At 63.3% G+C, this 26,742-nt stretch carries 29 protein-coding genes and 1 other RNA gene; 14 read left to right on the forward strand and 16 right to left on the reverse strand.

Going from position 1 to position 26,742, the window contains the following annotated elements:
- Nucleotides 1-30: 30 nt before the first annotated feature.
- The 4 genes from ilvC to miaA form a co-directional block, all read right to left on the reverse strand.
- Nucleotides 31-1,050 carry a ketol-acid reductoisomerase gene (ilvC, locus tag GDA49_02050; GenBank protein ID MBC6439201.1) on the reverse strand — a complete coding sequence of 340 codons (1,020 nt, stop codon included), beginning with the start codon at nt 1,048-1,050 and terminating at the stop codon, nt 31-33.
- Nucleotides 1,051-1,075: 25 nt separating this feature from the next.
- A complete protein-coding gene (ilvN, locus tag GDA49_02055; GenBank protein ID MBC6439202.1) occupies nt 1,076-1,585 on the reverse strand; it encodes an acetolactate synthase small subunit in 510 nt (169 codons plus the stop codon).
- Between the two features lie 69 nt (nt 1,586-1,654).
- The gene (locus GDA49_02060) at nt 1,655-3,424 is read right to left on the reverse strand and encodes an acetolactate synthase 3 large subunit (protein MBC6439203.1); all 1,770 of its coding nucleotides are present in this window, start codon (nt 3,422-3,424) and stop codon (nt 1,655-1,657) included.
- A 147-nt stretch (nt 3,425-3,571) separates the two neighbouring features.
- Nucleotides 3,572-4,531 carry a tRNA (adenosine(37)-N6)-dimethylallyltransferase MiaA gene (gene miaA, locus GDA49_02065; protein MBC6439204.1) on the reverse strand — a complete coding sequence of 320 codons (960 nt, stop codon included), beginning with the start codon at nt 4,529-4,531 and terminating at the stop codon, nt 3,572-3,574.
- A gap of 27 nt (nt 4,532-4,558) precedes the next feature.
- Here miaA and GDA49_02070 point away from each other — a divergent pair, with 27 nt between their 5' ends.
- Together GDA49_02070 and GDA49_02075 are read left to right on the forward strand one after the other, a co-directional pair.
- Nucleotides 4,559-4,744 carry a hypothetical protein gene (locus GDA49_02070; protein ID MBC6439205.1) on the forward strand — a complete coding sequence of 62 codons (186 nt, stop codon included), beginning with the start codon at nt 4,559-4,561 and terminating at the stop codon, nt 4,742-4,744.
- A 54-nt stretch (nt 4,745-4,798) separates the two neighbouring features.
- Nucleotides 4,799-5,059 (forward strand): HAD hydrolase family protein, encoded by a 261-nt coding sequence (locus GDA49_02075; protein ID MBC6439206.1) that lies wholly within the window; start codon nt 4,799-4,801, stop codon nt 5,057-5,059.
- A 53-nt stretch (nt 5,060-5,112) separates the two neighbouring features.
- Here GDA49_02075 and GDA49_02080 read toward each other — a convergent pair whose 3' ends face one another.
- The 4 genes from GDA49_02080 to hflK are packed head-to-tail and all read right to left on the reverse strand — an operon-like array spanning nt 5,113 to nt 8,844.
- Nucleotides 5,113-6,561 (reverse strand): DegQ family serine endoprotease, encoded by a 1,449-nt coding sequence (locus tag GDA49_02080; protein ID MBC6439207.1) that lies wholly within the window; start codon nt 6,559-6,561, stop codon nt 5,113-5,115.
- A 59-nt stretch (nt 6,562-6,620) separates the two neighbouring features.
- On the reverse strand, nt 6,621-6,806 hold the full coding sequence (locus tag GDA49_02085) for a DUF2065 domain-containing protein (protein ID MBC6439208.1): 186 nt from the start codon (nt 6,804-6,806) through the stop codon (nt 6,621-6,623).
- Between the two features lie 34 nt (nt 6,807-6,840).
- Nucleotides 6,841-7,737 carry a protease modulator HflC gene (gene hflC, locus GDA49_02090; protein MBC6439209.1) on the reverse strand — a complete coding sequence of 299 codons (897 nt, stop codon included), beginning with the start codon at nt 7,735-7,737 and terminating at the stop codon, nt 6,841-6,843.
- Nucleotides 7,738-7,749: 12 nt separating this feature from the next.
- Complete coding sequence (gene hflK, locus GDA49_02095) at nt 7,750-8,844, reverse strand: FtsH protease activity modulator HflK (protein MBC6439210.1); 1,095 nt, start codon at nt 8,842-8,844, stop codon at nt 7,750-7,752.
- A 176-nt stretch (nt 8,845-9,020) separates the two neighbouring features.
- On the opposite strand from hflK, the gene GDA49_02100 reads away from it, so the two are divergent.
- Entirely contained in the window at nt 9,021-10,133 is a 1,113-nt protein-coding gene (locus GDA49_02100) for an Mrp/NBP35 family ATP-binding protein (protein MBC6439211.1), read from the forward strand.
- 38 nt (nt 10,134-10,171) lie between these two features.
- Here the strand turns inward: GDA49_02100 and GDA49_02105 are convergent, their stop codons facing one another.
- On the reverse strand, nt 10,172-10,444 hold the full coding sequence (locus tag GDA49_02105) for an Ldh family oxidoreductase (GenBank protein MBC6439212.1): 273 nt from the start codon (nt 10,442-10,444) through the stop codon (nt 10,172-10,174).
- Entirely contained in the window at nt 10,441-11,364 is a 924-nt protein-coding gene (locus tag GDA49_02110) for an FAD-dependent thymidylate synthase (protein ID MBC6439213.1), read from the reverse strand. The genes GDA49_02105 and GDA49_02110 overlap by 4 nt, the downstream gene beginning before the upstream one ends.
- 100 nt (nt 11,365-11,464) lie before the next feature.
- Between GDA49_02110 and ssrA the strand changes: the two genes are divergently transcribed.
- The 5 genes from ssrA (at nt 11,465) to GDA49_02135 (ending at nt 14,140) form a co-directional block, all read left to right on the forward strand.
- Nucleotides 11,465-11,757, forward strand: a transfer-messenger RNA (tmRNA) gene (gene ssrA, locus GDA49_02115).
- Between the two features lie 30 nt (nt 11,758-11,787).
- Nucleotides 11,788-12,267, forward strand: a complete 480-nt coding sequence (locus tag GDA49_02120) for a hypothetical protein (protein MBC6439214.1) — start codon at nt 11,788-11,790, stop codon at nt 12,265-12,267.
- A 194-nt stretch (nt 12,268-12,461) separates the two neighbouring features.
- On the forward strand, nt 12,462-13,316 hold the full coding sequence (gene yghU, locus GDA49_02125) for a glutathione-dependent disulfide-bond oxidoreductase (GenBank protein MBC6439215.1): 855 nt from the start codon (nt 12,462-12,464) through the stop codon (nt 13,314-13,316).
- A 59-nt stretch (nt 13,317-13,375) separates the two neighbouring features.
- The gene (locus GDA49_02130) at nt 13,376-13,612 is read left to right on the forward strand and encodes a hypothetical protein (protein ID MBC6439216.1); all 237 of its coding nucleotides are present in this window, start codon (nt 13,376-13,378) and stop codon (nt 13,610-13,612) included.
- Between the two features lie 219 nt (nt 13,613-13,831).
- Nucleotides 13,832-14,140, forward strand: a complete 309-nt coding sequence (locus tag GDA49_02135) for an ankyrin repeat domain-containing protein (protein ID MBC6439217.1) — start codon at nt 13,832-13,834, stop codon at nt 14,138-14,140.
- 224 nt (nt 14,141-14,364) lie between these two features.
- On the opposite strand, the gene GDA49_02140 is transcribed toward GDA49_02135, so the two are convergent.
- A complete protein-coding gene (locus GDA49_02140) occupies nt 14,365-14,571 on the reverse strand; it encodes a hypothetical protein (GenBank protein MBC6439218.1) in 207 nt (68 codons plus the stop codon).
- A 661-nt stretch (nt 14,572-15,232) separates the two neighbouring features.
- Between GDA49_02140 and GDA49_02145 the strand changes: the two genes are divergently transcribed.
- Nucleotides 15,233-15,676, forward strand: a complete 444-nt coding sequence (locus GDA49_02145; GenBank protein ID MBC6439219.1) for an ankyrin repeat domain-containing protein — start codon at nt 15,233-15,235, stop codon at nt 15,674-15,676.
- Between the two features lie 677 nt (nt 15,677-16,353).
- A complete protein-coding gene (locus GDA49_02150; protein MBC6439220.1) occupies nt 16,354-17,289 on the forward strand; it encodes an ABC transporter substrate-binding protein in 936 nt (311 codons plus the stop codon).
- A 237-nt stretch (nt 17,290-17,526) separates the two neighbouring features.
- Here the strand turns inward: GDA49_02150 and GDA49_02155 are convergent, their stop codons facing one another.
- The 3 genes from GDA49_02155 to GDA49_02165 all read right to left on the reverse strand — a co-directional run bounded on the left by GDA49_02155 (nt 17,527) and on the right by GDA49_02165 (nt 20,767).
- Complete coding sequence (locus tag GDA49_02155) at nt 17,527-18,963, reverse strand: sulfatase-like hydrolase/transferase (protein MBC6439221.1); 1,437 nt, start codon at nt 18,961-18,963, stop codon at nt 17,527-17,529.
- Nucleotides 18,964-19,357: 394 nt separating this feature from the next.
- Complete coding sequence (locus GDA49_02160) at nt 19,358-19,789, reverse strand: hypothetical protein (protein MBC6439222.1); 432 nt, start codon at nt 19,787-19,789, stop codon at nt 19,358-19,360.
- Between the two features lie 372 nt (nt 19,790-20,161).
- Nucleotides 20,162-20,767: a hypothetical protein gene (locus GDA49_02165; GenBank protein MBC6439223.1), complete on the reverse strand. Its 606-nt coding sequence runs from the start codon at nt 20,765-20,767 to the stop codon at nt 20,162-20,164.
- A 199-nt stretch (nt 20,768-20,966) separates the two neighbouring features.
- On the opposite strand from GDA49_02165, the gene GDA49_02170 reads away from it, so the two are divergent.
- On the forward strand, nt 20,967-21,206 hold the full coding sequence (locus GDA49_02170; GenBank protein MBC6439224.1) for a hypothetical protein: 240 nt from the start codon (nt 20,967-20,969) through the stop codon (nt 21,204-21,206).
- Nucleotides 21,207-21,253: 47 nt separating this feature from the next.
- Here GDA49_02170 and GDA49_02175 read toward each other — a convergent pair whose 3' ends face one another.
- Entirely contained in the window at nt 21,254-22,036 is a 783-nt protein-coding gene (locus GDA49_02175) for a phosphonoacetaldehyde hydrolase (GenBank protein ID MBC6439225.1), read from the reverse strand.
- A gap of 125 nt (nt 22,037-22,161) precedes the next feature.
- Between GDA49_02175 and tcuA the strand changes: the two genes are divergently transcribed.
- A complete protein-coding gene (gene tcuA / locus GDA49_02180) occupies nt 22,162-23,658 on the forward strand; it encodes an FAD-dependent tricarballylate dehydrogenase TcuA (protein ID MBC6439226.1) in 1,497 nt (498 codons plus the stop codon).
- A 175-nt stretch (nt 23,659-23,833) separates the two neighbouring features.
- Nucleotides 23,834-24,184 carry a hypothetical protein gene (locus GDA49_02185; GenBank protein MBC6439227.1) on the forward strand — a complete coding sequence of 117 codons (351 nt, stop codon included), beginning with the start codon at nt 23,834-23,836 and terminating at the stop codon, nt 24,182-24,184.
- Here the strand turns inward: GDA49_02185 and GDA49_02190 are convergent, their stop codons facing one another.
- Complete coding sequence (locus GDA49_02190; GenBank protein MBC6439228.1) at nt 24,185-26,083, reverse strand: vanadium-dependent haloperoxidase; 1,899 nt, start codon at nt 26,081-26,083, stop codon at nt 24,185-24,187.
- Between the two features lie 242 nt (nt 26,084-26,325).
- On the opposite strand from GDA49_02190, the gene GDA49_02195 reads away from it, so the two are divergent.
- Nucleotides 26,326-26,523, forward strand: a complete 198-nt coding sequence (locus GDA49_02195; protein ID MBC6439229.1) for a hypothetical protein — start codon at nt 26,326-26,328, stop codon at nt 26,521-26,523.
- Nucleotides 26,524-26,742: the final 219 nt, after the last annotated feature.

Raw genomic sequence — 26,742 nt, forward strand, 5'->3', positions numbered from 1 at the left:
GCAACCAAGGCACCGTTCCGTTTTGAAACGTCAGTTCCTGGCCTTGTCGACCAGCCGGTTCTGCGCAATCCACGGCATCATGCCACGCAAACGCTCGCCGACCTCTTCGATCGGATGCTCTGCGGCGCGGCGACGCGTCGCCTTGAAGCTGGTCTGGCCGACCTCGTTTTCGAGCATCCAGTCGCGGGCGAACTTGCCGGACTGAATCTCCTCCAGAATCTTCTTCATCTCGGCCTTGGCCTCGTCGCCGACAACGCGGGGACCGCGGGTGTAGCCGCCGTACTCGGCCGTGTTGGAGATCGAGTAGCACATGTTGGCGATGCCGCCCTCGTAGATCAGGTCGACGATCAGCTTCACCTCGTGAAGGGTCTCGAAGTAGGCCATCTCCGGCGCGTAGCCGGCTTCGACCAGGGTCTCGTAACCCGCCATGATGAGCGAGGTCAGGCCACCGCAGAGCACGACCTGCTCGCCGAAGAGGTCGGTCTCGCACTCCTCGCGGAAGGTCGTCTCGATAACGCCGGCACGGCCACCTCCGATGGCGCAGGCGTAGGAAAGGCCAATCTCGTGTGACTGGCCGCTGGGATCCTGGTCGATCGCGAGCAGGCAGGGCACGCCCGCACCGCGTGCGAACTCGCTGCGCACCGTGTGGCCGGGGCCCTTGGGCGCGACCATGATGACGTTGAGGTCGGGGCGCGCCTCGATCAGGTTGAAGTGGATGTTGAGGCCGTGGGCGAAGGCGAGCGTGGCACCTTCCTTCAGGTTCGGGCCAAGGTCCTCGTTGTAGAGTTTGCGCTGGCCTTCATCGGGCGTGACGACCATGACAAAGTCGGCCCAGGCGGCAGCCTCGGCGGGCGTCATGACCTTGAGCCCCTCACCTTCGGCCTTGGGCGCGCTCGACGAACCCGGACGCAGGCCGATGGCGACGTTGGTTACGCCGCTGTCGCGCATGTTGAGCGCGTGGGCATGGCCCTGGCTGCCGTAGCCGATGACGGCGACGTTCTTGGACTTGATGAGGTTGAGATCGGCGTCGCGATCGTAATAGACGCGCATGGTTCGAGTCCCCGCTTCCTGAGAGTTAGATGGCGTCGGGGCCGCGCGAGATCGCGACCACGCCGGTTCGTGACACGTCGACCAGGCCCAGCGGGCGCATCAGATCGACAAAGGCGGAAATCTTCTCGATCGAGCCGGTGATCTCGAAGACGAAGGAGTTGATCGTGCTGTCGACCGCACGCGCCCGGAATATATCGGCGATGCGCAGCGCCTCGACGCGTTTCTCACCGCTGCTGGCAACCTTCACAAGGGCGAGCTCTCGCTCGACATGGGCGCCCTCGGCGGTGAGATCACTGACGCGATGAACCGGGACCAGACGCTGAAGCTGCGCCTTGATCTGTTCGATAATCATCTCGGTGCCGCTGGTGACGATGGTGATACGCGAGAGATGCGCAGCCTCATCGACCTCGCTGACCGTCAGGGAATCGATGTTGTAGCCGCGTCCGGAAAACAGGCCGACGACGCGGGCAAGCACGCCCGGCTCGTTGTCGACCAACACAGCAATGGTGGCTTTACGTGTGTCGTTGGGTTTCACGGATCTGTTCCGGGATGAGGTGGCCTGAACGCGGCCGGATGGGCAAAGGGTGAAGCGGCGGGTCCCGGCCTATATCAGGACCATGCCCTCATCCTTGTGCGCCGCGTCGAGTTCCACCCCGTCGTCAGGGCTCATCATGATCTGATTATGCGCCGCGCCCGCGGGAATCATCGGGTAGACGTTCTCGTTGGGATCGACACAGATGTCAGCGATGACCGCCCTGGGTGTGGCGATCATCTCGTCGATGACATCATCCAGTTCGTCGGGATTGCTGGCGCGCAGGCCAACGGCACCGAAGGACTCGGCGAGCTTCACGAAATCGGGCAGCGAATCCATGTAGCTTTCCGAGTAGCGCCCGCTGAAGAAGAACTCTTGCCACTGGCGCACCATGCCCATCCACTGGTTGTTGAGGATGAACACCTTCACCGGCAGGCGGTACTGCGCCAGCGTCGACATCTCCTGAATGTTCATCAGGATCGAGGCCTCACCGGCGACGTCGATGACCAGCGCATCGGGATGGGCGATCTGCACGCCCATGGCGGCCGGCAGGCCGTAACCCATGGTGCCCAGACCACCGGAGGTCATCCAGCGGTTCGGCTTCTCGAAACCGATGAACTGGGCGGCCCACATCTGGTGCTGACCGACCTCGGTGGTCACGAACGCGTCGTCCCTGTCCTGCAGACGCGCATTCAGGCGTTCCAGTGCCTGCTGCGGCTTGATGACGCCGTCGGCGGGCTTGTAGGTGAACGACTTGGGCTTGCGCCAGGCGTCGATCTGATCCCACCAGGCCGCCAGCGCCTTGCCGTCGGGTTTGGCCTGACGCGACTTCCAGATCTTGCTGAGGTCCTCGAGCACATAGGCGCAGTCGCCGATGATCGGCACGTCGACCGGAATGTTCTTGTTGATTGACGAGGCATCAATGTCGATGTGGATCTTCTTCGAGTCCGGCGAGAAGGCATTGACCCGGCCGGTCACACGGTCGTCGAACCGGGCGCCGACGCACAGCATGACATCACAGTCGTGCATGCACATGTTCGCTTCGCGCGACCCATGCATGCCGACCATGCCGATGAAGTTCTTGTGCGACGACGACAGCGCGCCCAATCCCATCAGCGTCAGCGTGGTCGGATAACCGGTCGTGTCGACCAGATTGGTCAGCAGCTGCGAGGCCGAAGGACCGGCGTTGATCACGCCGCCACCGGCATAGATCAGCGGGCGCTTGGCGTTGGCGAGGAGTTCGACCGCTTCCTCGATCTTGCCGAGGTCGCCCTTGACCTGCGGATTGTAGCTGCGGTGCTGCACCTGCGCCGGCGGAAGATAGTCGCCGAGCGAGGTCATCACATCCTTCGGCAGATCGACCACCACGGGCCCCGGACGGCCGCTGCGGGCGACATGCAAGGCCTCGTGGATCACGCGGGCCAGATCGTCGACATGCTTCACGAGGTAGTTGTGCTTCGTGCACGGCCGGGTGATGCCGACCGTGTCGGCCTCCTGAAAGGCGTCGTTGCCGATCAGATGGGTCGGCACCTGGCCGGTCAGGCAGACCACAGGAATCGAATCCATCAGCGCGTCGGCCAGGCCGGTCACGCAGTTGGTCGCACCGGGGCCCGATGTCACCAGCACCACGCCGACCTTGCCGGTCGAGCGTGCGTAGCCTTCAGCGGCATGCACCGCGCCGCCTTCCTGGCGCACCAGGATGTGGCGCAGGTGGTTATGCTGGAAGATCGCGTCGTAGATCGGCAGTACCGCACCGCCGGGATACCCGAATACGACGTCAACGCCCTGATCGGTCAGAGCTTTGACGAGGATTTCGGAGCCGGTCATACGGTCCTGCGCCACAGTTTCGTCCTCCAGCAGGGAGCCGGCCTGGAGGCCACCTGCATAGGGTTTGATCTCAACTGATTGTCCGCGACGACCGAGCGCCTGCCTCAGGCGTGACACAGGCACGGAGCGCAAAGCACTCCGCGTCTTCGCGAAAGCTGGAACCTAGGCCGGAGTCCCCTGGGCGGTCAACAGAAACTGCGCCGCGCTCTCAACCGCCGATTCCGCCGCCTTGTCATGGCCGAAACCCTCGATCCGCAGGGCCTCGGCAGCCTGATGGCGAAACCAGGTCGACTGCCGCTTGGCATAGCGCCGTGTACCTGTCTTTGCACGTTCCGCGGCCTCCTCAAGCGAGAGATGCCCGTCGAGATGAGCCATCAGGTGCGGCACGCCCAAGGCCCGCATCGCCGGCAGCGAGGAATCAAGCCCTCGTGCGGTGAGCTGGCGGACCTCATCGAGCGCGCCTGCGGCGAGCATGGCGTCGAACCGCGACTCGCAAGATCGGTAGAGCGCATCGCGCGCCGGCGCGACCACGAGATAGAGCAAAGGACCAGGCCAGGCGCCGGTCCGGGGCCGCTTCCGCCATTCCGAGAGCGGAACCCCCGTCAGCTCAAGGACTTCGAGGGCACGCTGGATCCGCTGACTGTCGCCGGGCGGCAGCTGGGCGGCCAGGTCGGGATCACAGGCCACAAGCTCGGCGTGGAGCACCTCGGATCCCTCGGCGGCAAGGCGTACCGACAGTCTCTGGCGCAGGTCAGGGGGCGTTTCGGGGATGGGAGACAGCCCCTTGCGAAAGGCTTCGAGATAGAGCCCGGTGCCACCGACCAGGATCGGGACCCTGCCCACCTGCACAGCCTGATCCGCCGCGTCATGGGCAAGACCGTGCCAGAGACCGACCGAACAGCGCTCGGCGGCATCAATCGCCCCGTAGAGACGATGCGGCAGGGCCGCCTCGTCCTGGGGCGACGGCCGTGCGGTCAGCACACGCAGATCGGCGTAGACCTGCATGCTGTCGGCGTTGATCAGAATGCCGCTCACCGCCCTGGCAAGCCGCATGGCGAGGCCCGATTTGCCCGAAGCCGTCGGTCCGCCGAGCAGAATCACGGGCCCGCTTGTGACTGTCATGGCGACCTCCTACCGTCGCGCAATGGCATGGGTCCCGCACTGATCGCCGTCGAATGCATCGACGTTCTGGCTGCCCGCGCGGGAATCGGGGACACAATCGCCGACATCACGGCGCGCACCATACGGGGCGAGCTGGAGTTCGGCCAATCCCCGCGCGAGCAGGTGCGATTGCTCGAAGGCGCGTCCGAAGCGCTCCCGGAGGCGGCCTTCTGACCGGCACCCTCACAGAACCCGTCCTCGACTGCGACGCCAAACGCCGGATCATTCATGCGAGGCTGGGCCCATGAGCACCGACTCTCACCGGCAGAAACGCTGGCCGTCGGCAATGGTGCCAACGATATCGCGATGATCGAAGCAACCGGTCTGGTCGTGGGCTATCATCCGGTGCCGGCCGTCGCCGAGGTGGCGGACGCGGTGACCCGCCACAACGACCTGACGGCGTTGCCCTACGCCCAAGGATACCGGCGCGACACGTTCGTCGAGGTCTGGAGCGGATCGCACTCAGTTGGAACCGCTCTGCATCCTTGAAGACTCAGGTGTCATCCCGGACTGGGCCGGAACGACACCCGCCTCGCTGATTGTTACTCGTCATCGAGCTGGATGGCGAGGAACTGCGGATTTCCGTCACGATCGATGCGGATGACGATGGATCGGGAATCACGCTCACGGGCCGCATCGATCAGGTCGCTGACCTGCTGAACGGTCTCGACCTGCACCTTGCCGACCTCGAGCACCATGTCGCCCGGCTGGATACCGGCACGCGCCGCCGGACTGCCGGATTGCACTTCGGTGACAATGAGACCAGGCTTGTTGGGCGAGCGGCCCAGCTGCTGCGCGATTTCCGGTGTGACCGGACGGATTGTCATACCCAGCATTTCGTTGCTGACGGGCTTGCGCGTGTCGTCTTCCTCGCTGCCGAGACCCGAGACGAGCTGTTCTTCAAACGCCTCGAGCTCTCCCAGCACGACCGAGAAGGTCATTTCCTCGCCGTTGCGAATGGCGATCACCTCGACCTCGCGGCCGACGTCAGTCTCGGCAACGGCCCGCGGCAGCTCGCGCATCTCGGTGATCGGCGTGCCGTTGAAGTTCGTGATCACGTCGCCGGCCTCCAGTCCGGCGTTCTCGGCCGGGCCGTCGGGCGTCAGGCTGGCGACCAGGGCGCCCTCGGAGTTGGGTAGGCCGAATGCCTCGGCGATATCGGGCGTGATCGACTGGATGCGGACGCCGAGCCAGCCGCGCTTCGTGCGGCCGAACTCCAGAAGCTGATCGACGACACGTTCCACGATGCTGGATGGCACGGCGAAGCCGATGCCGACCGAGCCACCCGAGGGCGAATAGATCGCCGTGTTCACGCCGATCACGTTGCCGTCCATGCTGAACAGCGGGCCGCCGGAGTTGCCGCGGTTGATCGGGGCATCGGTCTGCAGGAACTCGTCATAGGGGCCGGAATTGATGTCGCGCTGGCGCGCCGAGATGATACCGGCAGTCACAGAGTTGCCGAAACCGAACGGGTTGCCGATCGCGAGCGCCCAGTCGCCGATCCGCACAGCATCGGAATCGCCGAAGCTGACATAGGGCAGCGGCACATCCGCCTCGACCTTGAGCAGCGCGATGTCTGTCTTGGGGTCGGTTCCCACAACGGTCGCTTCGTACTCGGCGGCGTCATTGAGACGGACAAAGATTCGGTCGGCCTCCTCGATGACGTGGACGTTGGTGACGACGTAACCCTCGGAACCGATGATGAAACCCGAGCCCAGGGAGACAGGCAGGCTATCTTGGGGAATCCCATAGCCGTGGCGATCGAAGAACTCCTGGAAGAACTCCTCGAACGGCGTGCCCCTGGGAATGCCCGGAAGCTGCTGGCTGTCCTCGACATAGGTCTCTGTCGATATCGAGACCACGGCCGGCATCAGCTTTTCAGCCAGATCGGCGAAGCTCTCCGGGGCCTGACGTGCATCGACCGGCGCGGAGAGCAACGCGACCGGAAGCACAAGAAGGGCAAGGAAAACACCGAAGAAGCGTCGTGTCATCGCGTTATCGTCCGTTACGTTCTCAAGGGTTCCAACTTCGTGGCCGATCCGTCGCAGGTTCAGCCACGGACCATCCATACAAACAGCACAGCAACCAGCGCCAAGCCGAGCCCAGCGACCCGGAGCGTCGACGACGGCTGCGCGAGCACATGCACCATGGACCGTTTCATCGTCTGAGGAAACAGAGCATAGGCCGCACCTTCGATAAACAATGCGAGACCGGGCGCCATCAACCAGACATCCATGACACGCGCTTACCGGCCGGGGCCTATGCCTGGATTACTGGCTTACCCCGACACCGGGAATCTGAAGCCCTTCGAAGGTGTTGAGGTACTGCAGAAAGTCGTTGTCTGGCGACAGGACGAGTGTCGTGTCGTTCGCGTTCAGCGACTCCCGGTAGGCCTGCATGGTCCGGTAGAAGGTGAAGAACTCGACATCCTGGCCGAATGCATGAGCAAAGATGCGGACAGCCTCACCATCGCCCTCACCACGCAGGATCTCGGACTGCCGGCGCGCCTCGGAGATCAGGACGGTACGGGTACGGTCGGCCTCCGCGCGAATGCGCAGCGCCTGCTCCTCGCCCTCGGCGCGAATTTCCGCAGCTTCACGCTCACGTTCGGTCTGCATCCGGCGATAAATCGCCTCGCTGTTCTCGGTCGGAAGGTCCGTACGCTTGATCCGGACATCGACGATCTCGACACCGAACTGCGCGCTCGCGGTCTCGAGGCCATCCCGGATCTGGCTCATCAGGGACTGACGTTCACCGGAGACGACATCGACAAGCGGCACACGTCCGATGTTCTCACGCAGCGTGGCAGTGAGGGCCTGCTGGATCAGCGGCTCGAAGTTCTGAACGTTCTGTGCAGCGTTCTTGAACCGCAGGGCATCGGTGATCCTGTAGAGGGCGAAGGCATCCACGACGAGACGCTTCTGGTCGGACGCGGTCACCTGCTCGGGCTGTCCGTCGATCTGAAGCACACGGTTCTCGTAGTAGATCACCTCGTCCACGAAGGTCGGCAGCTTGAAGTTCAGGCCCGGTTCGGTGATGGTGCGTTCCCACTTGCCGAAGCGAAGCACCAGGGCCTGCTCGTACTGGGCGACGGTGAAGACGCAGGTTGACCCGACGATCAGAACGATCGCGGAAACCACAGCAATGAGGACAATCTTGATGTTCATCGTTGGCCCCTCTTACTGCTGATCGGCCGAACGGCGCAGCTGATCGAGCGGCAGATAGGGCACGACGCCCTGCCCGTCCGACGCACCGTTGTCGATGACGATCTTTTCCATGTCGCGCAGAACGGTCTCCATCGTTTCGAGATAGATGCGCCGCTCGGTCACATCCTTGGCCAACACGTACTCGTTGTAGACCGACAGGAAGCGCGCAGCAGCACCCTCGGCATCATTGATGACCTGTTCCTTGTAGGCTTCGGCCTCCTGGATCATGCGCTGCGACTCACCGCGGGCGACCGGCACGATCTGGTTCTGATAGGCTTGGGCCTCGTTGATCGAACGCTCCTGATCGGCGCGCGCGGCCTGAACGTCGCGGAACGCGTCGATCACCGCCGCAGGCGGGTCCACGCTCTGCAGCTCGACCTGCGTGATCAGCACGCCGGCACCCCGGCCCATTTCATCGTTGCCACCATAAGAATCGAGCATTTCCTGCATCAAGGTCAAGGTCTCCTGTTCGACCTGGGCGCGGCCTTCGGCGAGTGCGGTGGCCAGAGCGGTTCGGCCAATCACCTGACGCATGGCGCTCTCGCTGACGTTCCTGGTGGTCTCGATCGGATCGGTCACGTTGAACAGGAACTGTCCGGCGTCCTTGATTTTCCACTTCACGACGAACTTCACATCGATGATGTTCTCATCGCCGGTGAGCATCAGGCTTTCGTTCGCCGTGTTGCCGACGGTGAACTGCTGAATCTCCGTGACGGCCGGCGTGTAGACTTGACCGATCGGCCCAGGCCAGTTGTAGTTGAGACCTTCTTCAGTCGTTGCAACCCACTTGCCGAAGACCAGTTCGACGCCCTGCTGGTTGGTGTCGACGCGGTAGACACCGCTGACGAGCCAGACGACCAGAAGCACGAGTACCGCGATCGCGATGCCTTTGCCGCCGCCGAAGCTGCCGGGAACGAACCGGCGGCCACGGTCCTGCATCTTGCGGATCAGGTCTTCGAGATCAGGGGGCTGTCCGCCGCCACCGCCGCCGCCGGAGGGGCCACGTCCCCAGGGTCCGCCGTCGTTGCCGCCGGGCCCCCAGCCGCCACCTTGATTGTTCCAGGGCATCGTCTATTGCCTCGCTCAAGCCATGATGCACGCCGGTTTCAGCGCGTTTGGGCCTTAAGTATGGGTTGCTGCCAAGAGATCAAGGCTTATATGACAGCCTATGCGTGCCCGCAACGCGGTCCCGGGTGCTTCCATGGGCCGCAACGTCATGACTTACGCGCTCAAGGAGATAACGGATGGCCAGGGTCACCGCGGATGAAGTGCGGGATGCGCTCGATGTGGTGATCGAGCCTTCGAGTGGCCAATCCGTGCTGGCGCTCGACATGGTCAAGGGCCTCGTCGTGAAGGACGGCAACGTCTGCTTTGCGCTGGAGGTGCCCGCCGATCGGGGTCAGGTCATGGAACCGCTCCGGCAGAAGGCGGAGGACGCCGTGAGGGCACTCTCAGGCGTGCTCTCTGTGACGGCCGTGATGACGGCTCACAAACCCGTCGGATCGGACGCGCCTGCCGCATCGCCACAGCCCGCAGCAAACCAGGGCGAAAAGCCCGGCGTCGACCGCATTCCCGGGGTCGGTGCCATCGTGGCGGTCGCCAGCGGCAAGGGCGGTGTGGGCAAGTCGACGACGTCGGCCAACCTCGCGCTGGCGCTGGCCAGCCTCGGCCAGAAGGTCGCGCTGCTCGATGCCGACATCTACGGCCCCTCCGCACCGCGCCTGCTGGCGCTGGAGGGCAAGCCCGAGACCGACGGCAACATGCTGTGGCCAAAGCAGGCCTATGGCATCAAGGCCATGTCGATCGGGCTGCTGATCGACGAGGACCAGCCCATGGTCTGGCGCGGTCCGATGGTGCAGAGCGCCCTGGAGCAGATGCTGCGCAAGGTGGAATGGGGCGAGGTCGATGTGATGATCATCGACATGCCGCCGGGCACCGGTGACGCTCAGCTCACGCTGACCCAGCGTGCGCCGCTGGCCGGCGCGGTGATCGTCTCGACACCCCAGGACCTCTCCCTGATCGACGCGCGCAAGGGCCTCAATATGTTCAGGAAGGTCGACGTGCCGATCCTCGGCATCATCGAGAACATGAGCTACTTCGTCTGCCCCAACTGCGGCCACCGGACCGAGGTCTTCGCCCACGGCGGTGCTCGCGAGGAGGCCGAGAAGCTCGGCGTGCCCTTCCTGGGCGAAATCCCGCTCGACATCCGGATCAGGGAAACGTCGGACGGCGGCCACCCGATCGTCGCGGCCGAGCCCGACGGCGCGTTCTCGGAATCCTACCGCCAGATCGCCCGGGCCGTGCTCGACAGCATTGCCGGCAACCAGCGTCAGGCGCCCAGGATCGTCATTCAGTAACGCAGTAACGCGGCACTCCATAGCGCGGCACTCAGGGATCAGGGCACCGGGTCGTGCTCGATATCGGACTGATCGTTGGTGTCGATCCGGATGACGGCCCCTCTCAGGTCGGCTGTCACCGAGGGTTCACCGGTCACGTCGAGGCTGCGGTTCGCGGGGCATTCCGGAAAGGAGTGCACCATCTGGATGCCATGGCTGTCATGGCCGGCGCGGTTGGCTTCGAGCAGCATGGCGGCCATCGCATCGGCCCTCTCGCCCGAGGCGCCCGCTGCCCGGAAGACCAGTGCCATGGAGCGCCGCAGGTCGGTCATTCCGCCAGTGTCGCTTGCAGTTCGGCCCAGACCCGCTTGGAGAGCCCACTGGTTTCTTGTGTGACGGCTTCGCCCTTCAGCAGACGCCGCAGAACCGCCAGCTGACCGGCCGTCAGCACGGCACCACCCAGCCGGTTCTCGACAAAGGCCTCGTAGGCCAGCGGCACCCAGGCTTTCACGGTCTCAAGCATCGCCTCGGCATAGACCCGAATCTCGTACTGCGCATGGGGATCGATGCGCAGCGCAAGAAAGTGGAAGAGATTGTGGAGATCGATCTTCCAGTACCACTGGGTATAGAGGTTGAGTGGCAGGTTCATGCGCGCCAGTTCGCGGGCCAGCCCCTGACGGTCCGGATCGGCATCGTCGCCCTCGTTCAGCATGGTTTCGTAATGGCCGTAGGTCTGTTCGGCGTCGCGCCTGAGCGTGTCGAGCACCCACTGCGCCTCATCGCCCTGGAGCACATCGCCGCGACCCTGCCGGTTGCTGACCGACTGCGCGGCAAGCTGATCGGGAGCGGGAATGTAGAACTCCCGATCGAGGATCGAATAGCGCGCCGAATACTCGTTCACGTTCGCGGTACGGTGGCGGATCCACTGGCGCGCGACGAAGACCGGCAGCTTCACGTGGTACTTGATCTCGCACATCTCGAACGGCGTGGAGTGCCGGTGACGCATCAGATAGCCGATCAGGCCGGCGTCGTTCCGGACCGATTTCGTGCCGCACCCATAGGAGACCCGCGCAGCCTGCACAATAGCCGCATCGTCGCCCATGTAGTCGATCACGCGGACGAAACCGCGATCGAGCACGGGCATGGGCTGGTAGAGGATATCTTCAAGCACGGGCGAAACGGCGCGCCGGGTGGACTGTTCGACGGCGCGCTGGGCCGCGATTTCGGCGGCCTGCTCTTCGGTCAACGGCATGCTGTGGGGGCTTTCTTCAGCGGTTCCATGCACATTAGAGCATCTTCACTAGCCAGCATGAACACCGAACTAGCCAGAGCATGAAGGCCGAATATCAGGCGACGTTGAGATAACGCCCGAGTTCACCTATATATCAGGGGTTCGGTTCGCCGGACTATGGCGATAAACGCCTTGCGGAATAAGCGTAGCGGACGCGGGGGCAGTACCCGCCGCCTCCACCATCTGGGGGGGCGAACCAGGTTCGACGCGCGTGGTAAAGGCTTGGTCTTCGCCCGGTATGATACCGCCGTTATCGGGTCAAACGACAAACGCCAACGATAATGAGGCGTTCGCTGTTGCTGCCTAGGCAATAAGCGCGGTTCGGAGGGCACCGGGCAACAGAAGCCCTCCACGTTTTCGGCCTGAGGGAGCCCGGGACGCCAGATGACGGATATGCTGGATTACGATGTCCTGGTCGACGATGCCTTGCGCGGCGTGATGGTGCGTGCGCTCAAGATGGTCGAGCGCGAGGGTCTCCCGGGCGAGCATCATTTCTACATTACTTTCCGCACGGACCACCCCCGTGTGCGCATCGGCGAGGAACTCAGGGCGAAGTATCCCGAAGAGATCACCGTGGTGATACAGCACCAGTTCTGGGACCTCAGGATCGACGAAAAGGGCTTCCAGATCGGGCTCAGCTTCAACCAGGCTCCCCAGGCGCTCTACATCCCCTATTCGTCGGTCATCGCATTCGTCGACCCGAGTGCGAAGTTCGGCCTGCAGTTCCTCCCGCAGTCGGGCGCGGGCGATCATGGCGATGCCGGGCCCGGGCAGCCCGCTCGCCTGCAGGCACCCGAAGTCGGCGAGCCGCCGTGCGCCGACTCCGACAATGTCGTTGCCCTCGACAGCTTCCGCAAAGGGTAGGATGCGTCGGGAGAAGGCCGAACGCGCCGAACGTGTGGTGGCGGCGCTCATACCGCCCGGACCGGTGCGCGCGCAGGCCATGTTCGGCGCCCACGGCATCGGGAGCGGATCGCCGTGGGTTCAAACCGAACGGCGAGCCCCCATCCCGACAGCGACCGCCCCCCGGCGATTCCCGTGCAGCAAGGACAGAAATCATGAGTGACGCCAACGAATACGTACCGCCCAGGGTCTGGACCTGGGACCAGTCGAGCGGCGGGCGCTTCGCCAGCATCAACCGCCCGATCGCGGGCCCGACCCACGACAAGGCGTTGCCGATCGGCAAACACCCGATGCAGCTTTATTCGCTGGGCACGCCCAACGGCATCAAGGTGACCGTGATGCTCGAAGAGCTGCTGGCGGCCGGCCACAGCGGCGCCGAATACGACGCCTGGTACATCGGCATCGGCGACGGCGACCAGTTCGGCAGCGGTTTTGTCGACGTGAACCCGAACTCGAAGATTCCCGCGCTGATGGATCACAGCACCGATCCCGCGACGCGCGTTTTCGAATCCGGTTCGATCCTGCTCTATCTCGCCGACAGGTTCGGCGCCTTCCTCCCCGACGACCATGCCGGGCGCACCCAGTGCCTGAACTGGCTGTTCTGGCAGATGGGCAGCGCGCCCTATCTCGGCGGCGGCTTCGGCCACTTCTTTGCCTATGCGCCGGTCAGGATCGAGTACGCGATCAACCGCTTCGCGATGGAAGCCAAGCGCCAGATGGATGTGCTGGACCGGCACCTCGCCGACCACCGCTTCATGGCGGGCGACGACTACACCATCGCCGACATGGCGATCTCGCCCTGGTACGGCACCATCACGACCGATGAGTCCTACGAGAACGCCACGACGTTCCTTGAGGGCCGGTCCTACACGAACGTCCTGCGCTGGCAGGAGGAGATCCTCGCCCGCCCTGCCGTGCAGCGCGGCCGCCGCGTCAACCGCGACGGCGGCGACGATGACGAGGGCAAGGGCCTGATCCGCGAGCGCCACGACGCCAGCGATCTCGACTGACCGTTCACGTCATTCCGAATCGGGAAGCGCGCAGGGCCGGCCCGGCTGGGCTCCTGCGGATGCCAGATGTTCGCACCCTCACCGGCGTGGGTGTCGATCGGCGCGGAACCGTCGAGCCTGCCGGCATGTTCCATCGCGGTGCCATCGGGCAGCGCGTTCACAACCCGGTCGGCGGCCATCGCGCTTGTGCCGGCGGCGACCGCGAGGCCCGGGCCAGCGTGTCCGGTCGCGGAGGCCACGACCGGACACAGGAGGGCGTGGCGCACATTCACACGTTGCGTTATCAGAAGGCATGAAATGATCGCCACTCTTTCAAGGAAGAAACCGATATGGACATGCGGAAACTCGGCAAGCGGCTGTGGGCATGGCGTGAAGGCTGGGACGTGCGTTCGGAGCGCCACCGCACCCGAGGCCATGGGCTCAGCAGGGTTGCCCCTTGCCCAGCCTCTGGCCGTGCCGGCACGGCTGGACAAACGCGCCGGGCGCGGCACCCTGATCGTGCCGGAGGACGCAGCATGACCCGACACGGGCTCGCGGGCGCAATCCTGGCAACGCTGATGCTTGTCGGTCAGGCCGGGGCGCAGACTAGCGGGTGTAACTGGACGGACGAAGCGTTCTGGGACAATGCGAGTGTGGCGGACGTGGAACGCTGCGTCTCTTCTGGGGCCGACATTGAGGCGCGGGATGAAGACGGATTGACACCGCTGCACGTGGCGGCGGGTTTTGGCACAGCGGAGAGCGTGAAGGCCCTGATCGACGCCAAGGCCGACATCGAGGCGCAATACGGTGCGGATATACACCGCTGCACTTGGCGGCATTGTTAGACACAGCGGAGGCCGTACAGGCCCTGATCGTCGATGCGCTTCTGTATGTCTGGGCCAGTAGCGCCGCCCATTATTGCTTGGTGTAAAGACATAGGTACTCCTTTGGTTGATTAGTTAAACCCCCGCACCCATGGTTAGGTGCGGGGGTCTGCGTTGCTGGCAGTCAGTGAAGCCGTGCTTTGTTCAGCGCCCAGAACACGGGATGGTTGCGCACGGTTCGTGCCTCAATGGTGGTTAGCCCGTCTCGTTTTGCCGCCACCCGCCGCCCAGTGCAGCGGTGTCTCTCCGTCTTTGTTACGCGCATTCACGTCGTCACCGGCGTCTATGCGGCGTTCCACGTCCGACAAGCTCGCGCCTTGCCAGAACGCCTTTTCCGTCCAGTCGCTTCCGTCAGCAGCCGTTACGGATTCTGTAATTGTTTTCTTCGACATCGTTAGTTACTCCTCTGGAGTTTGTTACGAATTTTGAATATAGTTATATGGCCGTGATTATGTCAAACTATTTTACGCAAGTTATTTCCTGAACATCCTCTTGGCCCGGATTTTAGGCCATCCCCCCGGTTCCCCCTGATTCTGGGGGCTGTGCAGACGACGGGGCAGACATCGGGGCGCGGTCCGCAGCCGGCACGCTCGCCGTCGATCTTGCCGAAGACAACGAAGCGGTGCGCAATCATCCCGTGTTCTGGACGCTGAACCAGGCGCGGTATGACTGACCGGCCGGCGTCGGTTCGACAAGGGTGGGGCCAGCGGGTCCGGCATTCCGTTCCGTCGCCAGCGGGCGACGTCCGACACAACCACGTCTTCGCCAGGGTGGGCTTGCGGTGCCGCCACGTCAGGGCCATCGGGCGCGGCGGACCGGGCTAGCGGGTCCGGTCGCGGAGCCCGCGACCGGACACAGGAAGGCGTGGCGCGACGGTCAGACGATGTGCTATCGGAAACCATGAAACGATAGCCACTCTTTCAGGGAAGAAACCGCTATGGACACGCGGAAACTCGGCAAGCGGCTGTGGGCATGGCGTGAAGCAAGGGTAGGCCGGGGCGGGCGTTCGGAGCGCCCCGGCACCCGAGGCCATGGGATCGGCGGGGTTGCCCCTTGCCCAGCCTCTGGCCGTGCCGGCACGGCTGGACAAACGCGCCGGGCGCGGCACCCCGATCGTGCCGGAGGCCGCGGCATGACCCGCCACGGGCTCGCGGGCGCAATCCTGGCAACGCTGTCCTGGCCGGTCAGGCCGGGGCGCAGACCGACGGATGCGACTGGACGGAAAGGGCGTTCTGGGACGGCGCGGACCTGCCGGCCGTGGAACGCTGCATCGCCACCGGGGCCGATATCGCGGCGCGGGACGAAGACGGAGCGACACCGCTGCACGGGGCTGCATGGTTAGGCACAGCGGAGACCGTGAAGGCCCTGATCGACGCCGGGGCCGACATCAGGGCGCAGACCGAAGACGGCAGGCTCGCCGCTGATCTTGCCGAAAGCAACGAAGCGGTGCGCAATCATGACGTGTTCCGGACACTGAACGAAGCACGGTTCGACTGACCGGCGGGCGTCGGTTCGATAAGAGGCGTTCCAGCGACAGCCCTGTCAGGTCCTGCCCGCCCGGGCGTTGACCGACCGGTTTGACGCGGGTCGCGGGTCCGGTCGATTCAGCGCTAAAGGCCCAGCCATAGCCCGGCCATGGTCGGGCTATGGTCCAACGGGCAGCCACAATCCAGCGCATGACATTCCCTTCTCATTTTTTTCGCGTCGGTAGAGCGCGACCCGTCGAAATGCCTGCGTCTGGTCTGCCGCTATCACGCCTGGGCCTGCAACCTCGACGGCACGCTGGCGAACGCGCCGGATGCCGATCCTGTATCCTCAAGGCTCTGGCCGACGACGGCAGCAACCGGCTGACCGCAGACAACCACACCTCGTTCCAGCTCTTTCCCGGCATGACGCCAATCGCACCGGGCGTGGCACGACACACGGCGTACGACTTCGCCGAGAAGGGTGCCGACCCCGAGCGCGTCGACGGCAGGTTCGGGGTCCGGGACGACGACAAGGCTGCGCTTGCCGTCTGGGAACCTCTCTCATCCAGGACTTGCATTCCCGTGAATTGCGGGGCAGGCTTGCGGCATGATCGAGCAGAATTGCGGGTCGAACGAGTCGCCAAGCTAGGCAAGGCGGCCGACAGGAATGTCCATAGGAATGTCCAATCAACTCAACGGAGGGCCCAAATGGGAGCTTTCAGCAAGAAATTGCTTGGTGCCGTCGCAGGTGTCGCACTGGCGTTCGGTGCCACGGGCACCGCAACGGCGGACGTGCCGGAAAGCGAACGCCCGATCGTCATTCCGATGCACAATTGGACGGGTGCGACGATCAATGCCGCCGTCACAGGCCAGATCCTTGAGGACATGGGCTACAACGTCGAATACGTCACGATCGGCTTCCTGGCAGCCGCACAGGGTATCGCCGACGGCGATGTGACCTATTCGCCCGAGGTCTGGGACAACAACCTCGGTGAGCTCTATCCGAAGCTGATCGCGGAAGGCAAGGTCGTCGATCTCGGTGATGTCGGCATCGACGCGCGCGAAGGCTGGCTCTATCCGAAGCACGTCGAAAAACTGTGCCCGGGCCTGCCCGATTGGGACGCCTTCATCGGCTGCGCCGGGATTTTCTCAACGGCCGAGACCTTCCCCAACGGCCGTTATCTCGACTATCCGGCCGAGTGGCGCAGCCGCGGCGGTGATCTCGTCCGCGAGGAAGGCCTGCCCTTCGAGGTCGTGCCGGCCGGTTCGGAAGGTGCCCTGATCGCCGAGCTGAACTCGTCGGTCGAACGGCAGTCGGCACTGGTCATGATGTTCTGGGCACCGCACTGGTCGCTCTTCGCCCATGACGTCGAGTGGGTCAACATGCCGCAGGACCTCGTCGAGAAATACAGCCTGCAGAAGCCGCGCGTGTTCAAGGCCGGCTGGCCAGGCATGGCCGACGAGTGGCCCATCGCCACCCGCTTCATCGAAAGCTTCCGCATCGGCAACGCCGATCAGGAGTACATGATGGGCCTGATCGACAACGACGGTGAGGACCTGATGGCGGTCACCCGCGAGTGGATCGACAGCAATCCGGACACGTGGCAGCCCTATGTGGACAAAGCCATGATGTCCGGCTCGTAAGCCGACCGCAACCGTTTGAACGAGGGCCGGGTGGCGATACCCGGCCCTTTCGTTGTAGAGATCACGACGTCCTCGCCGCTCAAGGTCGATTTCGACGGCACTGCGCTGGAAGGCGACGATCCGACCAACGAGGCCGGACATCTGATTCACACGGCCGTACTGAAGGCCCGGCGCCACCTCAGCGTTCTGCTGTCGCTCAGCAAGCACCCCGACTTCGACAGCCAGGCTCGACGGCAATCAGCCGACATCGGGCATCGGCGTATAGGCATGATCGCCGTCGGCAAGCGCGGCATCGCGCCCACCGAGCGCGGCGATCCTGGCGCCCTGCTCGGCAAAGCACCGGGCGTTGACCGCCTCGTAGTCGACGATCTCGCGCAGCTTTGCGTCGCAGGCAGCGATCGTGTCGGCGTATGAGGGATCGCGGCCGAGGTCGTGCGCCTCGATGGGGTCGGCATCCATATCGAAGAGCTGGGGCGGGTAGCCGGGATAGGCAACATGCTTCCAGTTCCGCCAGCGCAGCATGAACATGCCGGTGATCGCACCGGTCTCGTGATACTCGCTGAGTACGCCACGTTCGCTGTAATCGCCCGCGATCAGGTCCGCCAGCGCGATGCCCGACAGCCCGCCGTCTTCGGCCGTGAGCGGCAGGTCGTGCGCACCGAGGATGGTCTGATGCAGGTCGACGTGGGAGGCCGGCGCATCACAGCGGGCGCCCGAGGGGATGCCGGGTCCAGCGGCGATCAGCGGAATTGCCGATGACTCCTCATACATGTTCATCTTGGCCCACATGCCATGGTTGCCCAGCATCTCGCCGTGATCGCTGGTGTAGATGATCAGCGTGTTCTCCGCCTGGCCTGAGGCTTCGAGCGCATCGAGCACGCGGCCGATATTGTGGTCGAGGAACGAGACATAGCCATAGTAGCTCAGCCTGATCTCGCGGATGTGCTCCTCGTCCCGGACATGGTCGTCGTAGTTCCAGACGATGCGCAGGACGTCGATCACCGGGTGGTCCGGTCGTTCGCCTTCGGCCCGCAGTCGCGCCATGTCGATTCGGTCCCGGTCATGGAGATCGTAGAACTCGTTCGGTGCAACGATGGGATGGTGCGGCGCGACAAACGAACAGAACAGCGTCCAGGGCTGGTCGAGCTTCGGCGCGACATCGGTCAGCCAATCGCATGAGAGCTCGCACACCTGACGATCATACTTGGTGTAGCGCGACTCGCCGCGGCCGATGTCGTTGGCAAAGTCGTCGTTGCTGGGGTAAGGCCAGTCGCGATCACGCACCATCGATGACGTGAAGCCCGTGCCGTTGAGCACATGGACCGGGATGATCTCCTCGCCGAACCCGTTGTTGTCCTCGGTCGAGCGGAAGTGGAGCTTGCCGATCGAAACCGAAGCGCGGCCCTCGTCCTGCAAGCGATGACCCCAGCCCCTGACGCAGCCGGTGTAGGGCTCCGCGCTCGACCAGGTGCCGAGCTGATGGACCCAGCGGCCGGTCTGCATGCTGGCCCGGGTCGAAACACAGATCGGTCCGGCACAGTAGGCCTTGTCGAACACCGTGCCCCGGGCTGCCAGCCGGTCGATGTTGGGTGTCTGAACGAGCTCGTGGCCGTAACAACCCGCCGTGTCGCGCCAGTGCTGGTCGGAGCAGATGAAAAGCACGTTGTGGGCCATGGCGGATTGCTCCCTCAGGAAAAGACGGCGACGGGTTCGCTCAGCAAGGCACGGTCCGGCTCGACGCCGAACCCCGGTGCGTCGAATGTGGCCAGCCTCCAGCACCACACCGCCTTCGACAAGGTACGCCCGGTTGAATTCCGGCGGATACCAGACGCCATGACAGATCGCAGTTGGCGTCGCATGGCACGGCAGGCCTCGGCGTACCGGTGCCCGAACGGACAGAACGCGCCCCGGCCCATCAGGCCGTCGTCAGTCCCAATGCGAACGACACTGGAGTCCAGAATCGACTGCGCCCGCCACATCAAAGAGCTGACAGGTGCAGGCCATCTCCACCGGCCCCCCGTGGACATGGATCGCCATTATCTGTCATGCCACACGCCGGGTCCGCCACTCAGTCGCTGCAACGCAGGACGACCTGCTCAAGCGCGCTGGGCCTTGCAGCAACCACCTGCAGCGCATCGGCGACATCGTCGAGCGCGAAGTCTTGCACACACACGACAGAGAGGTCGAGCACGCCCGAAGCGATCATGGCGGGCAACGCGGCAATGTCTTGCCGTTCGAACCACAGCGAGACACGGATCGTGACGTCACTATAAACAACAAGCCGCAGATCGACCGCCACCACGCGTTCGGTGACCGCAACGCTCACGAACGAGCCGTTGGAACGGACGTGTCGCAGCAAGGCTTCGACGGGAGCCGGGTCGGTGCCCTCGATGGACGTGAACGTGATATCGACAGCACTTCCCTCCGGCATCGCGGTCACAGCAATGACGCGACGGCCGAGCGCATGGACACGCCGCGCGCCGATCGCCAGGGCAACCATCACCGCACTCGCCCCGACCGCACCTACGGCTGCACAGGCGTGCCGAAACCGCCGGTGCCGTCGATCAGGGAAAGCTGGAACGGTGCGACAAAGGCGCGGCGGATCGGGATCACACTCCGGGCGTCCCGAACCGCAGAACGTTGCCATGCCGGTCCTCGTCCGAAACGTGACGGGCCCAGTCACGGTCCGACTTGGTCTGTCGCATGGCCGGTTTGATCCAGCAGACTGTCATGCCGAGCGTCGGTCGGTCGACGCGTTGGGTCGTGAGCTGTGGAAGGCGTCGTCGTGGTGCAGCGAGATCTGACCGGTCTCAAGCAACCATATCGATCGCCTTACCCTTCCTCGATGCTGAAGATTTCGTGGCTGCTGCTTTCATTTTGTGTCGTTGTCTTCAGCAAGTCTGGAAATGCCGTCATCACTTCCAGCTTCCGTTTTTCCAGCCCCTGCAGGTGCTGGATTCTGGTGAGGTTGTGAAGGATCGTTTGTGACCTTGTGAGCCAAATCCTGTGCTGTGGTGACTTTTGTCGCGGCAAATGCATCACCGCCTGATTCTGGGGGAAGCTTCCCCGCTTCAGGCCGTTGTGACGTATCTCCATGCGACAAGAACCACTTACCCCCGCGCCTGATAACAATGCCTTCTTTTTTCATCAACGAAAGCATCGATGAAACGGTGGTGTTTTTGGTCTCACGACCGTTCTCTGTCAGCAAACGAGCAGCCTCTGCAGGCACAAGCCCCGCACCGTCTGACGAAAGCAGATCAAGAATTCCTTCTTTGAGCTTCGGCCTCTTGCGAGACGTATTTCGTGACGTGCTTGCTGCAACGGTCTGGCCTGTGAGAACAGAAAGCGCCTTGACAAGCGATTCGCGCTTTTCCTTTGCTGACTTGAGAGCATCGGTCAGATCGGAAATTTGACGATCAGTGTCGTCACGCTCGCGCTGGAGAACGTTTATAGCCGGGTTCGTGGTCATGCGCGTCATATAGTGGCACCATACGTCGTATGTCAAGGGGAGTGTCCAGATTTTATTTGGCCTGATGGACGTCTTACAGCCACGCCATGGGGTACACCCTAAACCAATGCCGTATGTTTCGCCTGCCAGTGCGGATCGCCAGCGACGGACGGCTGTGTTCAACAGGGCTTTCCAGTCCTGCGCTGCGCTTGAGGGCGCATACATTGCCATGACGTTTCCCGGAACCGGACGCATCATTGGTCACGTGCTGGGCCACCCCGAACCGGTGACCCTGCCGCTGACCTTCCCGGCCCTGCGCGACAGTCTCAACCTCATGAACATGCCCGAGGCGATCATCAGCACGCTCGCCATGCTCTGGCGCACGGCGACATCAGCAAACACGGCGTTGGCACCGGAAGCTTGCATGCCCGTTAAGCCCTTCTTTGAACGGCTTGCCGCCACGTGGTGAGGCCGGAGGGCGGCGCCGGGCACTCCCCTGCTGACCATCGCCGACGACTAGGCCGTTTCGAGACTGTCGATGAGCGCCGGCAGGTCAGCAACGGTGTCGATGATGTGCTGTGCGCCGGCCGCACGAAGCTGGGCAGCAACATGGTTGCGCATCGGTGCCAGCTCTTGCTCGCTCATGGCCGCAACCTCCTCGGGCGTCTTGCCGACGTAGTTGCCCGACAGCGTAACGCCCACGGTGACGCAGCCTGCCGCCACGCCTTCGGCGATGCCGGGCCCGGTGTCGTCGACCTTGATCACGGCCTCGGGCGGATAGACCACGAGATCGACGAAGCACTTGTACATGCCGAGCGGCCCTGGTCGGCATTCGGGCAGGTCATCGGCGCAGACCAGGTTGTCGGGTTCGTAGCCCTGTGCCGCCGCGACAGGCAGCACACGCTCCATGATCGAGCGCGTGTAGCCCGTGGTCGAACCGACCTTCATGCCGCGGCCACGCAAGTTGCCGATCATCTCGGCCGCGCCCGGTACCAGCGTGGCGTATTTCGCAACAACCTCCTCGTTCTTCGGCACGAAGACGGCATGGACCGCATCGACGTCGTCGCGGGTCGGACGGTTGCCACGCACGGCGGCCCATTGCTCGGCGACACGCGGGGCCTGCATCATGGTGTTGATGTGATCCCACTTGGGCATACCCATGGGCGTGCGCGCCTCATCAACGGTGACCTCAACGCCGAATTCGGCGAAGGCCTCGACGAAAACTCCCATGGGCGCGAAGGAGCCATAGTCGATCATGGTGCCTGCCCAATCGAACACCGCAGCCTTGAACGTGGTCATCGGACGATCCATGCTGACAAATGAAATTTGCCTTCTGCCACAGAATACTTCTCGCACCATGACTATTTCTTGAAGCCTGCGGTTTGGCCGGGCTAACCATGGTCTGGGCCCACCGGATCGACACCATGACCAGCCTTCCCGAAGAGACCGACGTTCTTGTCATCGGCGCAGGCAACGCCGCCTTCGCCGCCGCCCACGCCGCGCGCGAACACGGTTGCAGGGTCACCGTGCTGGAACGTGCGCCTGAGGACGAGGCCGGCGGCAACACGCGTTTCACGGCGGGTGCCATCCGTTTTGCCTATCGCGGTGTCGATGATCTCGTCGCACTGATGCCCGACCTGACCGACGAGGAGCTTGCGACCACCGACTTCGGCACCTACACGGAAGACCGGTTCTTCGACGACATGTATCGCGTCACGGAGTACCGCACCGACCCTGATCTCTGCGAGCTGCTGGTCACACGCAGCCGCGAGACCATGCTGTGGATGCAGTCCAAAGGCATCCGATTCGCACCGATCTACGGGCGCCAGGCGTTCAAGGTGGACGGCCGCTTCAAGTTCTGGGGCGGCCTGACCGTCGAGGCCTGCGGCGGCGGCCCCGGCCTCCTCGAAGCCTGGAATGCGTCGGCCGCCCGCGAGGCGATCGACATCGTCCATGGGGCTCGCGCCGACGGACTGATCACCGACGACGGCAAGGTCATCGGCGTCCATGTCCGCCACGACGGCATGACGCGTCCCGTGACGGCAAGGTGCGTCGTGATCGCCAGCGGTGGGTTCGAAGCCAACCCGGAATGGCGGACACGCTACCTCGGCCCCGGCTGGGACCTTGCCAAGGTACGCGGCAGCCGCTTCAACACCGGCGAAGGCATACGCATGGCACTCGACATCGGTGCCGCGTCCTACGGTAACTGGTCGGGCTGCCACGCCGTGGGCTGGGAGCGGAATGCGCCGGAGTTCGGCGATCTCGGGGTCGGCGACCACTTCCAGAAGCACAGTTACCCTTGGGGTATCATGCTGAACGCCCGGGGCGAGCGGTTTGTCGACGAGGGCGCCGACTTCCGCAACTACACCTATGCCAGGTACGGCCGTGTGATCCTGGAGCAGCCGGGCCAGTTCGCCTGGCAGGTCTTCGACGCCAAAGTCAGCGACCGGCTGCGGCCCGAGTACCGCATCAAGGAAATCACCAGGGTGAGCGCCGACACGCTGGAGGATCTCTGCGCAAGACTCGACGACGTCGATACCGAGGGAGCGCTTGAGACCGTCAGGGCCTACAACGCCGCCGTCCGTACCGACATTCCCTATGATCCCAACGTCAAGGACGGGCGCCGTACTGAGGGACTCGCAGTGCACAAGTCGAACTGGGCCAACACGATCGACACGCCGCCCTTCGAGGCCTACGCCGTGACCTGCGGCATCACCTTCACCTTCGGCGGCCTGCGGGTGGATACATCCGGCCGCGTGCTGGACCGTGACCTCCAGCCGATCCCCGGCCTCCATGCTGCGGGCGAGCTGGTCGGCGGCATCTTCTACTTCAACTATCCCGGTGGAACCGGGCTGATGTCGGGGTCGGTCTTTGGCCGGCTTGCCGGCGACACGGCCGGAGCACATGCCTCCGGCGCCTGAACCCTGCATTCATGGACAACCTTGTTCACAGAGGCCGCCGCGCACGGAGGCCTTCATGTTTCTGACACACAAACGAACCCCAACCGTCATCGTGGGCTCCCAAGATGCTTGAGTGCGCGGCTCTCCTGCGAGTCGTGCGTGAACAAAGCATGGCTTCAAGAAGGGAATCCATCCCATGAAGCGACTTTCGCTTGGCAGCGGCGCAGCGCTCCTGCTGTCCGCCGGCATGGCTCGCGCCGCCTGTCCGGCGGTCACGGCCAAGGACAACATGGGCATCTCAGGTGCCTGTCCCAAGCAGTTCGAGTTGGCCGAGTTCAAGGCGGCCAGAGCGGCTGGCGACGGCACGCCGAGCTTCAGCGGCAACCCGCCAATGGCCGACCTCAACGCCGGGCTTCACGGCAATCCGGACCCGTCCGACGTGGCGGACCGCCTTCCGGACGAGCCGTTCGCGATCGCGCCGACGTTTCCTGGGGCGGTATGCTCGACGGCCTGTTGCGGAAACAATCCCGCAAGCCGTTTGGCATGATCAGCGCGCGCCGATACGGACCTGTTTTCCGTCGAATGTCGGAACCGTCAGGACAAAATCGTCGGTCGGGTAGCAGATGGCCTGTTCCTGCAGCATGCCGATGGCAATTTCCTCGCCCATGCGCAGGCTGTCATAATAGTCTGAGAAATAGTGGACACCCGCCATGTTCCGCCCGATCGAGATATTGGCCGCCAGCTTGTTCAACTCGCCCTCGAGCGTCAAAGGACGGTCTTCACCCTCAACCCACCTGTTGCAGAGTTCGCTACCATCGTCGTTCGGTTCGTAGTAAACGGCTTTGTCGCCTTTTGAGATTTCCGGGAATCTGAAGCCGACTGATTCGGGATTGCTGTTTTCATCGCGCTCCTTCCCGACCAGAACAGTGCCGGTGTCGAAGAAGGCCTTGACGATGGTCGTGCACGCTCCCGCAACTGTGGCATGCCCGGCTCCATAGGACGGATGCATCGGCGAGCCTTCGGCAAAGGCCATGGGCAGAAGATAGTTCCCCTTCTGCGAGTCTATCACTGGGTCTTTCCGTTCATTTTCCTCGTTACTTTCCCAGTTATACTTGGCGATCTCAGTCAACGTGCTTTCGAGATCAAGATCGGGCTCGGGCTCGGGCTCGGGCTCGGGCTTGCGATTGAGATCGTCCCTCATTTTGGCAAGACACCCGCACAGGCCGGGGAACGCTTTTTCCAGCTCTTCGGCCCGTGTCACGCGGGCGGCCAGCGCCTCCGGCCTTAGCCGCAGATGGTTGTTGAACTTCTGATACCGGACAGCCTTAAGGGCGCGGGTGGCGACTTCCGTCACAAGGGTCAGAATGTGCGGCCCACCCCAAAGCGCAAAGCCACCGGCATTTCGCGCTGTGCCCTCGCTGTTGCGAGGCCCGTACATCCTGCGCATGCCCGAAAGCTTGGCAAAGCCTTGATCAAAGGGCGTACCCATGGCCAGCAGGATCAGGGTCGCATTCAGATAAGCCTGATAAAGTGCATCGACATGCACATAGGTGGCAAGGTCCCTCGGTGTTCTGATGAAGCGGCGATTGTCAGTCAGGTTCTGGCCGATGCCGTCCTCCTGGACCTTGTAACCGTCCTGAACATCAAGCCAGTCCTGCCAAGTCTGCATGTAATCATCGCCATCCTCGGCGATGGACACACGCTGATCAATCACCTGCGGACCATAGGAGATGAAGCCTTTGTCAACGTCAACTTTACACCCCCCGGCCGTCGTCTTGTTTCCGATCCACAGGAACTGCGATACATAGGGCCCGTTTTCGACCCCCGGTGACGAGCCACGGAAGACCGTTTGACGATCCAATTCTCCGCCACCGGTTTTGCGCGGTCGGCCCTTAAAGCCGTCTTTGGCATAGCGCATAGCGTTCAGTCGGCTGAGGGACGCGTCAACCTTGTTCCCGGGGTCATGACTGCCGCCGTCCTTGCTGAAGCTTGCCAGCGGGACGTCCCTCAAAAGGGCGAGTTCATAGACCTCGGCCATTTCAAAAGTCAGTTCGTCGCTGCCAAGCTCCGGTGCGGGTGCCATGGTGACGGCCTGTGCATCCGGTCCTTCAAGGTCGTAGACGATACCGGCGGTCGGGGCCTCCCATGGCCTGCGGTCCAGTTTCCGGCCCGAGACCGGATTGGTCGGTACAAAGACACTCGAGGTGAAGTGTTCGGCAAAGCCTTCGTCGATACAGGTGCGAAAAGCCTGGAAATGAGCGGGATCTGCGACAACACCCAAGTCCTTGCGATGTTCCAGACCCTTGGTAAAGCTCATCAGATAATGGGCGAAGCCGTAGCGTTTTTCATCCGGGTTTGCCTGATGCCCGGGGTGGGGTCTGTGACGCGCCTGTTCCGCTGCCTCGACCCGCACACGGTAAGCAGACTCTGCTCTGTCCATTTTCATGATGACAATCTCCAAGCTCCTCGATTCCGGACAAGGTTTTTGTTGAGAGGGGTTGTCTCACCTGGCCAGCATAACCTGAGATCATGTCTGTCACGACAGGATCGGGCTCTCTCATGCCCCTTTCTACCACCGCTCTGTTCTGCCGCCACGCAGATTTTGCTGAACTCCTTGTGAATTGGGAACGGCATCGACTGATCCCGACGCGGTCGCGCCTTGCTCACGGCGACCTCGGCGCTGACGCCGTGCTGACCGACGGCACGATGAGGCGGCTGCTGGCCAGAAAGGCGATTGTCGATCCGGCCGCGGGGATTCTGTTTCGCAAGCGCGACGGCAGCGTCGTCGATATCGTGGCGAACTGTTGCGAAGCCTGGAACAGGTTGATCAATGACCCAGAGCGCATGACCTCAATCGGATCGAGAAACCGGGCCAATCGGTTCTGATCAGCGCACTTTGGTATTACGCCTTCTTTGCTGCGACGTTCGTGGCATGGCTCAGGCTGTATGTCTTCGCCCTCAAGCACCCGGTCGGCCCCATACTCGGCGCGCTGGACCCCACCTTGATGCCCGCTTCCGGATCGCGTTCTGCTCGGTCGTTCCGCTGAGTCAGGAGATTCCCTCCCTGGCGGTCATGTGGACACCGATGGCTGTGGGCATGATGAT

The organism is Rhodospirillales bacterium (assembly GCA_014323865.1).
GTDB lineage: Bacteria > Pseudomonadota > Alphaproteobacteria > SP197 > SP197 > SP197.

Bases quoted from the DNA above. Each gene is read 5' to 3' on its own strand.
- ilvC (MBC6439201.1), bottom strand. From the start codon at position 1,050: ATGCGCGTCTATTACGATCGCGACGCCGATCTCAACCTCATCAAGTCC.
- miaA (MBC6439204.1), bottom strand. From the start codon at position 4,531: ATGACAGTCACAAGCGGGCCCGTGATTCTGCTCGGCGGACCGACGGCT.
- GDA49_02070 (MBC6439205.1), top strand. From the start codon at position 4,559: ATGGGTCCCGCACTGATCGCCGTCGAATGCATCGACGTTCTGGCTGCC.
- GDA49_02075 (MBC6439206.1), top strand. From the start codon at position 4,799: ATGCGAGGCTGGGCCCATGAGCACCGACTCTCACCGGCAGAAACGCTG.
- GDA49_02080 (MBC6439207.1), bottom strand. From the start codon at position 6,561: ATGACACGACGCTTCTTCGGTGTTTTCCTTGCCCTTCTTGTGCTTCCG.
- GDA49_02085 (MBC6439208.1), bottom strand. From the start codon at position 6,806: ATGGATGTCTGGTTGATGGCGCCCGGTCTCGCATTGTTTATCGAAGGT.
- hflC (MBC6439209.1), bottom strand. From the start codon at position 7,737: ATGAACATCAAGATTGTCCTCATTGCTGTGGTTTCCGCGATCGTTCTG.
- hflK (MBC6439210.1), bottom strand. From the start codon at position 8,844: ATGCCCTGGAACAATCAAGGTGGCGGCTGGGGGCCCGGCGGCAACGAC.
- GDA49_02100 (MBC6439211.1), top strand. From the start codon at position 9,021: ATGGCCAGGGTCACCGCGGATGAAGTGCGGGATGCGCTCGATGTGGTG.
- GDA49_02105 (MBC6439212.1), bottom strand. From the start codon at position 10,444: ATGACCGACCTGCGGCGCTCCATGGCACTGGTCTTCCGGGCAGCGGGC.
- GDA49_02110 (MBC6439213.1), bottom strand. From the start codon at position 11,364: ATGCCGTTGACCGAAGAGCAGGCCGCCGAAATCGCGGCCCAGCGCGCC.
- GDA49_02120 (MBC6439214.1), top strand. From the start codon at position 11,788: ATGACGGATATGCTGGATTACGATGTCCTGGTCGACGATGCCTTGCGC.
- yghU (MBC6439215.1), top strand. From the start codon at position 12,462: ATGAGTGACGCCAACGAATACGTACCGCCCAGGGTCTGGACCTGGGAC.
- GDA49_02130 (MBC6439216.1), top strand. From the start codon at position 13,376: ATGCCAGATGTTCGCACCCTCACCGGCGTGGGTGTCGATCGGCGCGGA.
- GDA49_02135 (MBC6439217.1), top strand. From the start codon at position 13,832: ATGACCCGACACGGGCTCGCGGGCGCAATCCTGGCAACGCTGATGCTT.
- GDA49_02140 (MBC6439218.1), bottom strand. From the start codon at position 14,571: ATGTCGAAGAAAACAATTACAGAATCCGTAACGGCTGCTGACGGAAGC.
- GDA49_02150 (MBC6439220.1), top strand. From the start codon at position 16,354: ATGGGAGCTTTCAGCAAGAAATTGCTTGGTGCCGTCGCAGGTGTCGCA.
- GDA49_02155 (MBC6439221.1), bottom strand. From the start codon at position 18,963: ATGGCCCACAACGTGCTTTTCATCTGCTCCGACCAGCACTGGCGCGAC.
- GDA49_02160 (MBC6439222.1), bottom strand. From the start codon at position 19,789: ATGGTTGCCCTGGCGATCGGCGCGCGGCGTGTCCATGCGCTCGGCCGT.
- GDA49_02165 (MBC6439223.1), bottom strand. From the start codon at position 20,767: ATGACGCGCATGACCACGAACCCGGCTATAAACGTTCTCCAGCGCGAG.
- GDA49_02170 (MBC6439224.1), top strand. From the start codon at position 20,967: ATGACGTTTCCCGGAACCGGACGCATCATTGGTCACGTGCTGGGCCAC.
- GDA49_02175 (MBC6439225.1), bottom strand. From the start codon at position 22,036: ATGACCACGTTCAAGGCTGCGGTGTTCGATTGGGCAGGCACCATGATC.
- tcuA (MBC6439226.1), top strand. From the start codon at position 22,162: ATGACCAGCCTTCCCGAAGAGACCGACGTTCTTGTCATCGGCGCAGGC.
- GDA49_02185 (MBC6439227.1), top strand. From the start codon at position 23,834: ATGAAGCGACTTTCGCTTGGCAGCGGCGCAGCGCTCCTGCTGTCCGCC.
- GDA49_02190 (MBC6439228.1), bottom strand. From the start codon at position 26,083: ATGAAAATGGACAGAGCAGAGTCTGCTTACCGTGTGCGGGTCGAGGCA.